The organism is Candidatus Binatia bacterium (assembly GCA_036382395.1).
GTDB lineage: Bacteria > Desulfobacterota > Binatia > HRBIN30 > HRBIN30 > JAGDMS01.
In genome coordinates this window covers 1-7,418 of record DASVHW010000116.1, presented here as the reverse complement: position 1 = coordinate 7,418, position 7,418 = coordinate 1, and the positions used below count along the sequence as shown (strand labels likewise).

Genomic DNA, 7,418 nt, shown 5'->3' with positions numbered 1-7,418 from the left:
TGCTTCTGCGGGGGCTTTGCCTTGCAGCGGCAACCGGGTGATCCGCAGACGTTGTACTGACGCGAGAGGCTTCCCGGGCGTAGCTCTTCGAGCTGAACCAGCTCACGTTTGATCGCTGCGATCTGAGCTCTGAGGGCTCGTATTCGTTGATCCATGCCTTTTAGGAGTAGCATGAAAGAGCCGTATCATGATAGTGATATGGCTATGCGGAGGTGCGGAGGATGCTGTGGAAGATGTGGTTCGAGGCCGTGGCGCAGCTGCGCCCGGCCTGCAGCCGACAACGGACATTCTACTGGATGGTGCTCTGCCTGATGGGCCTGTGCCTCCGCACCGAGCTGGCGGGCGTCACCAGCTTCGTGCGCGTGCTCGGACTCGAGCCCGTTCTCTACAAGCGGCTATTGCACCTCTTTCACAGCCCCGCCATAAAGCTCGACACGCTCACCGAGATCTGGACCCGTTGGTGCGCCGATTCCTTCCCAGCCTGTACCGTCGGGGCCTATCGCGTCTGGATCGCCGACGGCCTCAAGGCCCCCAAGGAGGGACGCAAGATGCCAGCGGTCAAGAAGCTGCATCAGGAGTCAGCAAACAACTCCAAGCCGGAGTTCATCTTCGGCCACAGCTTCCAGTGCATCTCCCTGCTCACGCAGACCGCTCAAGGCGTTGTCGCCGCCGTTCCGCTCGCGGCTCGGATCTGCGAAGGCATTGTCTGGTCCAACCGCAACACACGTACACAGCTCGACCGCGTCGTCACACTCTTCCTCTCGCTGGCCGCGGTGCTGGAATCGCCCGTGGTCCTGGTCGCGGACGCCTACTACGCCACCGGCAAGGTCATCCTTCCGTTGCTCGCCGCCGGACACCACCTGGTTACACGCGCTCGCACAAACGCCGTCGCCTACGAACTCGCCCCCAAACCGAAACACCCCCGCCGAGGACGTCCGCGCCTCTACGGGAAACGCATCCGTCTGCGCGATCTGTTCGCGGCTACCGCAACCTTCACGTCTACTCCCAGTCCGCTCTACGATGACAAGAACGTCCTCCTCGACTTTCGCTGCATCAACCTGCTCTGGCGACCCGTTGGCCGGCTCGTCCGCTTCGTCCTGGTGCGCCACCCGCACCGCGGCTCGATGATTCTCATGGCCAGCGACATCACCATGGATCCGCTTGATATCATCATCCTCTACGGCTACCGCTTCAAAATCGAAGTCGGATTCCGCCACGCCCTGCACGTCGTCGGCACCTACGCCTATCATTTCTGGATGATGGTCATGACTCCGATCCGACGCGTCAGCGGCAACCAGTACATGCACCACAAATCCGATCGCTATCGTCAGATGGTCCGCCGCAAGCTCGCCGCCTACCACAACTACGTTCAGCTCGGTTGCATCGCGCAGGGGCTCCTCCAGTACCTCGCGATCACCGCCCGCTCCACCGTCTGGACCCTCTTCCACAGCTGGCTACGTACCATGCGCACCGAACTGCCGCCCTCCGAACTCGTCGTCGCCCACGCACTGCGCTCCAGCCTCCCCGAATTTCTCGCCGCTGGCCCCGCAGACACCATCCTCGCGAAATTCCTGCGTCGCCGACTCTTCAACCCTCGCCATCAAGTGCAGCAACGGCTTGCTGCGTAGACGCTCGCCCGCGAACGTGGCACTGCCCAGCTCCTGACAGACGACCGCATTATCCATGTCCCCCAAGATTCCCTATCAGCAAGACTCAGATCCCCGGCCTCCCGTAGTCAGGGAGCAGGGCATCGAAGCGGACTTCGTCGAAAAGCTGCGCAGTCTCAAATACACCCACCGCGCCGACATCCGAGACCGGGCCGCGCTTGAGCGCAACTTCCGCGAGAAGTTCCAGGCACTTAACCGCGTCGAGCTAACCGACGGCGAGTTCCAGCGTCTTTTCGACGAGATCATCACCGCCGACGTCTTCACCGCCGCCCGCACGCTCCGCGGCATGAACAGCTTCACCCGCGACGACGGCACCCCGCTGAACTACACGCTCGTCAACATCAAGGACTGGTGCAAGAACAGCTTCGAGGTCGTCAGCCAGCTCCGTGTGAACACCGACTACAGCCACCACCGCTACGACGTTCTTCTGCTGATCAACGGCGTGCCCGCCGTGCAGATCGAACTCAAGACCCTCGGCATCAACCCCCGCCGGGCGATGGAGCAGATCGCCGAGTATAAGAACGACCCCGGCAACGGCTACACCCGTACGCTGCTGTGCTTCGTCCAGCTTTTCGTCGTCAGCAATCGCAACAGCACGTACTACTTCGCCAACAACAACGCCCGCCACTTCGCCTTCAATGCCGAGGAGCGATTCCTGCCGATCTACCAGCACGCCGCCGAGGACAATTCCAAGATCACGCACCTCGACGAGTTCGCCGAGAAGGTCCTTGCCAAGTGCACGCTCGGGCAGATGATCAGCCGCTACATGGTCCTGGTCGCCAGCGAGCAGAAGCTGCTGATGATGCGGCCGTACCAGATCTACGCCGTCAAACACATCGTCGACTGCATCGACCAAAACAACGGCAACGGCTACGTCTGGCACACCACCGGCAGCGGCAAGACGCTCACCAGCTTCAAAGCCTCCACGCTCCTGAAGGACAACCCGGCCATCGAGAAGTGCCTCTTCGTGGTCGACAGAAAGGACCTCGATCGCCAGACACGCGAGGAGTTTAACCGCTTCCAGGAAGGTTGCGTTGAGGAGAACACGAATACAGGTGCGCTCGTCCGCCGGCTGCTTTCGGACGACTACGCCGACAAGGTCATCGTCTGCACCATCCAGAAGCTCGGGCTGGCGCTCGACGAGACCAGCAAGCGTAACAAGCAGCGCGAGAAGAGCGGACAGTCCACTTACAAGGACATGCTCGAACCGCTGCGCGACAAGCGGATGGTCTTCATTTTCGATGAGTGCCACCGCTCGCAGTTCGGCGACAACCACGAGGCCATAAAGGAGTTCTTCCCAAAAGCTCAGCTCTTCGGCTTCACCGGCACGCCCATCTTCGAGGACAACGCCATAAGGAAGCAGGCCCAGGGGGAGGAGGGCAGGTGGTGGACCACCAAGGACGTCTTCCAGCGCGAGCTGCACGCTTACACAATCACCCACGCCATCGACGACCAGAACGTTCTTCGCTTCCACGTTGACTACTTCAAGCCCGACGGTGACAACGCCCCCAAGCCTGATCAGACCCTCGCCAAGCGCGCTGTCGTCGATGCGATTCTCGAGAAGCACGACGTCGCTACGGGCGATCGACGCTTCAATGCGATCCTCGCCACCGCGTCCATTAACGACGCCATCGAGTACTACGAGCTGTTCAAGGAGGCCCCCAGGCGGAACGGCAGGCGGCCGATCCGGAGTTCGTCCCCCTCAACGTCGCCGCAGTGTTCTCCCCGCCCGGCGACGTGAGCGCCGACGTTCGCCAGTTACAGGAAGACCTGCCGCAGGAGCGCGAGGACAACAAGACCGAGCCCGAGAAGAAGAAGAAGGCCCTGAAGGCGATCATCGCCGACTTCAACGAACGCTTCGGCGCCAACCACTCGATCAACGAGTTCGACCTCTACTACCAGGACGTGCAGAAACGCATTAAGGACCAGCAGTTCCCCAACGCCGATCTGCCGAAGAAGGGCCGCGAGAAGATCGATCTCACCATCGTCGTCGACATGCTCCTGACCGGGTTCGACTCCAAGTACCTCAACACGCTCTACGTCGATAAGAACCTCAAGCACCACGGCCTGATTCAGGCGTTCAGTCGCACCAACCGCGTGCTCAATGCCACCAAGCCTTATGGGAACATCCTCGACTTCCGAAACCAGCAGGCCGCCGTCGATGAGGCGATCGCTCTATTCTCCGGCGCCAAGACCGACGCGGCGCGCGAAATCTGGCTCGTCGACATAGCCCCCAAGGTCATCGAGAAGCTCAAGGCGGAAGTCCGCATGCTGAACGACTTCATGAAGTCGCAGGGCCTCGAAGCCAAGCCCGAGGCCGTGCCCAACCTCAAGGGCGATGACGCGCGCGCCGCGTTCATCAAGCGGTTCAAGGAAGTGCAGCGGCTCCAGACCCAGCTCGACCAGTACACCGACCTTACCGAGCAGGAAAAGCAGACCATCGAGCAGGTGCTTCCGAAGGAGCAGCTCAAGGGGTTCCGCGGCCAGTACCTCGAAACCGCCCAGCGGCTGCGGGAACAGCGCGAAAAGCCCGGTGGCGACGGACAGAGAACGGCGAGCGACGAGGTCGATCAGCTCGATTTCGAATTCGTCCTCTTCGCCTCGGCCCTGATCGATTACGACTACGCAGTCTTCGCTCTCGCAACGTCCAGAGATTTGACGCCCCCCAACCACGGGGCGCGTGCACGAAGGAATCGTCCCCGCCGGCATCCGGCACTGCGTTCCGCCTCCACCTCCCAGCTGTCTGTCGCCTTGGTCGACGATACGCTGCAATGCGGGCGCTCGGAAACGAGTTTTTGAACTTCCTATGGATCAAGGGCCTGATGTGCAGCGTGAAGCCAGCCGTGGCGAAGCGGCGGCGGGTTAGCAGTCACGGCGCCGAGCCAGGGCGCGGCTTCATGCGCGCTGGCGGGGGTGGAGCCCCGCGACGCCGTGACTGGGGGTCAGTGTTACTCTTCTTCCTGCGCCGGCACCGTCCAGATTCGCTTCAACGGCAACTCGGCCTTCAGGTCTTCGTCGACCTGCGTGAGTGATCCCGGCATGCTCGTTATCGCACGTCCGTCAGCCGCGGCGAGCGAACGGTCCGATGCGGCTGAGGCCGAGCAAGCCGACGAGGGCAAGCAGTGCCTCGAGCGCTACCAGCATCGACCCGGACAGCGTTGGGACAGACGCCAGCCCCCGGACAAGCGCGGGAACGCTGAGTAGCGGGTATGTGCAGCCGTCGGTAACGTAGATCTGCTGGCCCGGCACTAACGGTTGCGCCAGGGTGACGACGAAGTCTCCGTTCGGTAGCTTTATGGCCGAGAGGACCGGCAACGGGAAGTCATCAGGAAAATCGTGGCAGAGACGGTCCGGCCCACAGTCGAACACCTGGATGGGCCCCGGCACGCAGCCGGGTCCGCCCACGCCGCTTACCGTGATCACGGTCGAGCCGCCGGTGGCACCACCGATGATCCTCGGTGCTTGGCACAGCGTGCCGTTGGGTGCCGGCGGGTTCGAGCACTGGCCGGTGCCGGTGTCGCAGGTGCCGGCGACGTGACACTGATCCGAGGCCGTACATACCAATGGCGTGCCGGCGCACGTGCCGGCGGTGCACACGTCGTTGGTCGTGCAGGCGGTGCCGTCGCTGCACGGCGTGTTGTCGGCCGCCGGCGGGTTCGAGCAGGTGCCGTCCGCCTGACACGTGCCGGCGAGGTGACACTGGTCGAGCGCCGTGCAGTCGGCGTTGGTCGTGCAGCCGATGCACAACGGATCCACAGTGCCGGAGACGCAGGCGCCCGCCTGACACGCATCGCCCGTGGTGCAGGCATTGCCGTCGTTACACGGCGTGTTGTCGGCCGCCGGCGGGTTCGAGCACTGGCCGGTGCCGGTGTCGCACGTGCCGGCGACGTGACACTGATCCGAGGCCGTACATACCAATGGCGTGCCGGCGCACGTGCCGGTGGTGCACACGTCGTTGGTCGTGCAGGCGGTGCCGTCGTTACACGCCGTGTTGTCGGGCTTCGCCGGGTTCGAGCACTGGCCGGTGCCGGTGTCGCACGTGCCGGCGACGTGGCACTGGTCTGAGGCCGTACACACCAGGGCGGTGCCGGCGCACGTGCCGGCCTGACACACGTCGTTGGTCGTGCAGGCCGTGCCGTCGTTACAGCTAGTGTTGTTGGGCAAATTCGGATGCGTACAGGTATCGCTCGTACTAGCGCACAACGCGTTGTGGCATTGGTTGCCGTCACTCGCGCAGGCCGTAACAGCCGACTGGAACGTGCAGGAGGTCGTGCAGCAGGAATTGATGGTGCCGTTATTGGCACCATCGTCGCACTGCTCGCCGCTCTCCACAGATCCGTTACCACAGACCGAGTAGGTAATGACCACGCGCCCGCCGGCGCCGGAACCGGCTGTGGATCCATGGCCTGCGCCGCCGCCAGCACCACCGGGTGCGTTTCCCGCAGCACCCGCTGCGCCGGTATTCCCGCCGGCGCCGCCACTGCCCTGTCCTGTGCCTCCAGCGCCGCCCACACCGCTAGCGCCGGCGCTACCGTTCCCACCAGTCGCCGATGAGGTGGCGGAGCCTCCACCCCCTCCACCAGCGTGGTCCTTATCCTGACGCGCGCCGCCATGGCCGCCGGCGAAGCCCGTACCACTGTTGGTAGTGCAGGATGTTGTGGTGCCGCCCACCGCGCCGCCGTCGACGCCGCCACCCCCACCGGTGGCGCTCACGAACGTTGATACAAGTGTGACCGTCGACGTTCCACCAACCCCACCACGCCCACCGCCCGCTCCAATCGTGACCACATACGCCTGGCCCGCAGTGACACTGAACGTTCTCGTGCAGTACGAACCACCACCACCACCACCACCAGCATCACCAGCACCAGGGTTGCCGCCGCCGCCACCACCACCCCAGGCCTCGACTTGGATCGAGCTCGTCCCGATTGGGACCGTAAAGGTGCCGCTACTATTGAAGGTATTTACCACACCGAACGCGCGCTGCCCCAAGGGCATTACGAGGGCCGCGGCAAGAAGCATGAACCGAGTCAGGCCTGTCAGTCGTGGGCCATTCAGGCTCGCTCGCGAAGCGTTGCTCGCCGGTGACACACTAGTCATTGTTGTCTGCTGATTCATGGTGCCCGCCTAGCGAAGGTTGAGTTGCGGTTTGCACTTGATGCTGAGAGATCCGCGCTCCCTCGACGAGTTGCGAACTGCGAGTTGTGCGATGCGTACCGCATTGCCGAGCACCCCGCTCACCGGCCCGCGCCGGTGGGCAAAGCTGCGGATAGGCGACCTGTCTGACAGGCGTCACTTCGTCAGACTCCCTGTCGTTGCTGCCTGGCCGAGTTGCTACGGTGGAGGCGCTTGGTTGTAGACCTTGAAATTGTTGAGCACGCCCGGGACGGTTTGGGCGGGGTTCCCGTAGCCAGAGCCGATGTTGAGCGGCACGCCCTGCCCGATCTGAAACTGACCGTTGTACTGTTGCTGGCCGACAAGTTGGCCGTCGACGTAAAAGGACGCGACGCTGTGCCCGCCGTCTTGGCTCTGCCCCCACGACGCCGTCACTAGGTGCTGCTCGCCTGGCTTCCAGCCGTCGATGGCGATGCTGGCGTCCAACGGCGCCGCTCCGCTGTTATCGGCGAATGTGAAGTGGAGCGACTGACCGTCTTTGGTGATCGCGAAGCCACTTGGGTTCGTGTCACTGTTGCCGAGCTGGACGAGGGTGGCATTCGTCGGATCGTTCGCCTGCCACTGCGGCTGCAGGAA

At 63.3% G+C, this 7,418-nt stretch carries 3 protein-coding genes and 1 pseudogene; 2 read left to right on the top strand and 2 right to left on the bottom strand.

What is annotated here, in order from left to right:
- Window positions 1-221: 221 nt before the first annotated feature.
- Window positions 222-1,628, top strand: a complete 1,407-nt coding sequence (locus VF515_05580; protein HEX7407106.1) for a transposase — start codon at window positions 222-224, stop codon at window positions 1,626-1,628.
- A gap of 55 nt (window positions 1,629-1,683) precedes the next feature.
- Window positions 1,684-4,310, top strand: a pseudogene (locus VF515_05575) (type I restriction endonuclease subunit R).
- A 417-nt stretch (window positions 4,311-4,727) separates the two neighbouring features.
- Here the strand turns inward: VF515_05575 and VF515_05570 are convergent.
- A complete protein-coding gene (locus tag VF515_05570) occupies window positions 4,728-5,831 on the bottom strand; it encodes a hypothetical protein (GenBank protein ID HEX7407105.1) in 1,104 nt (367 codons plus the stop codon).
- A gap of 1,170 nt (window positions 5,832-7,001) precedes the next feature.
- The coding region (locus VF515_05565; GenBank protein ID HEX7407104.1) for a LamG-like jellyroll fold domain-containing protein at window positions 7,002-7,418 on the bottom strand (417 nt) is incomplete at its 5' end.

Coding starts and splice junctions, on each gene's coding strand:
- VF515_05580 (HEX7407106.1), top strand. CDS start 222: ATGCTGTGGAAGATGTGGTTCGAGGCCGTGGCGCAGCTGCGCCCGGCC.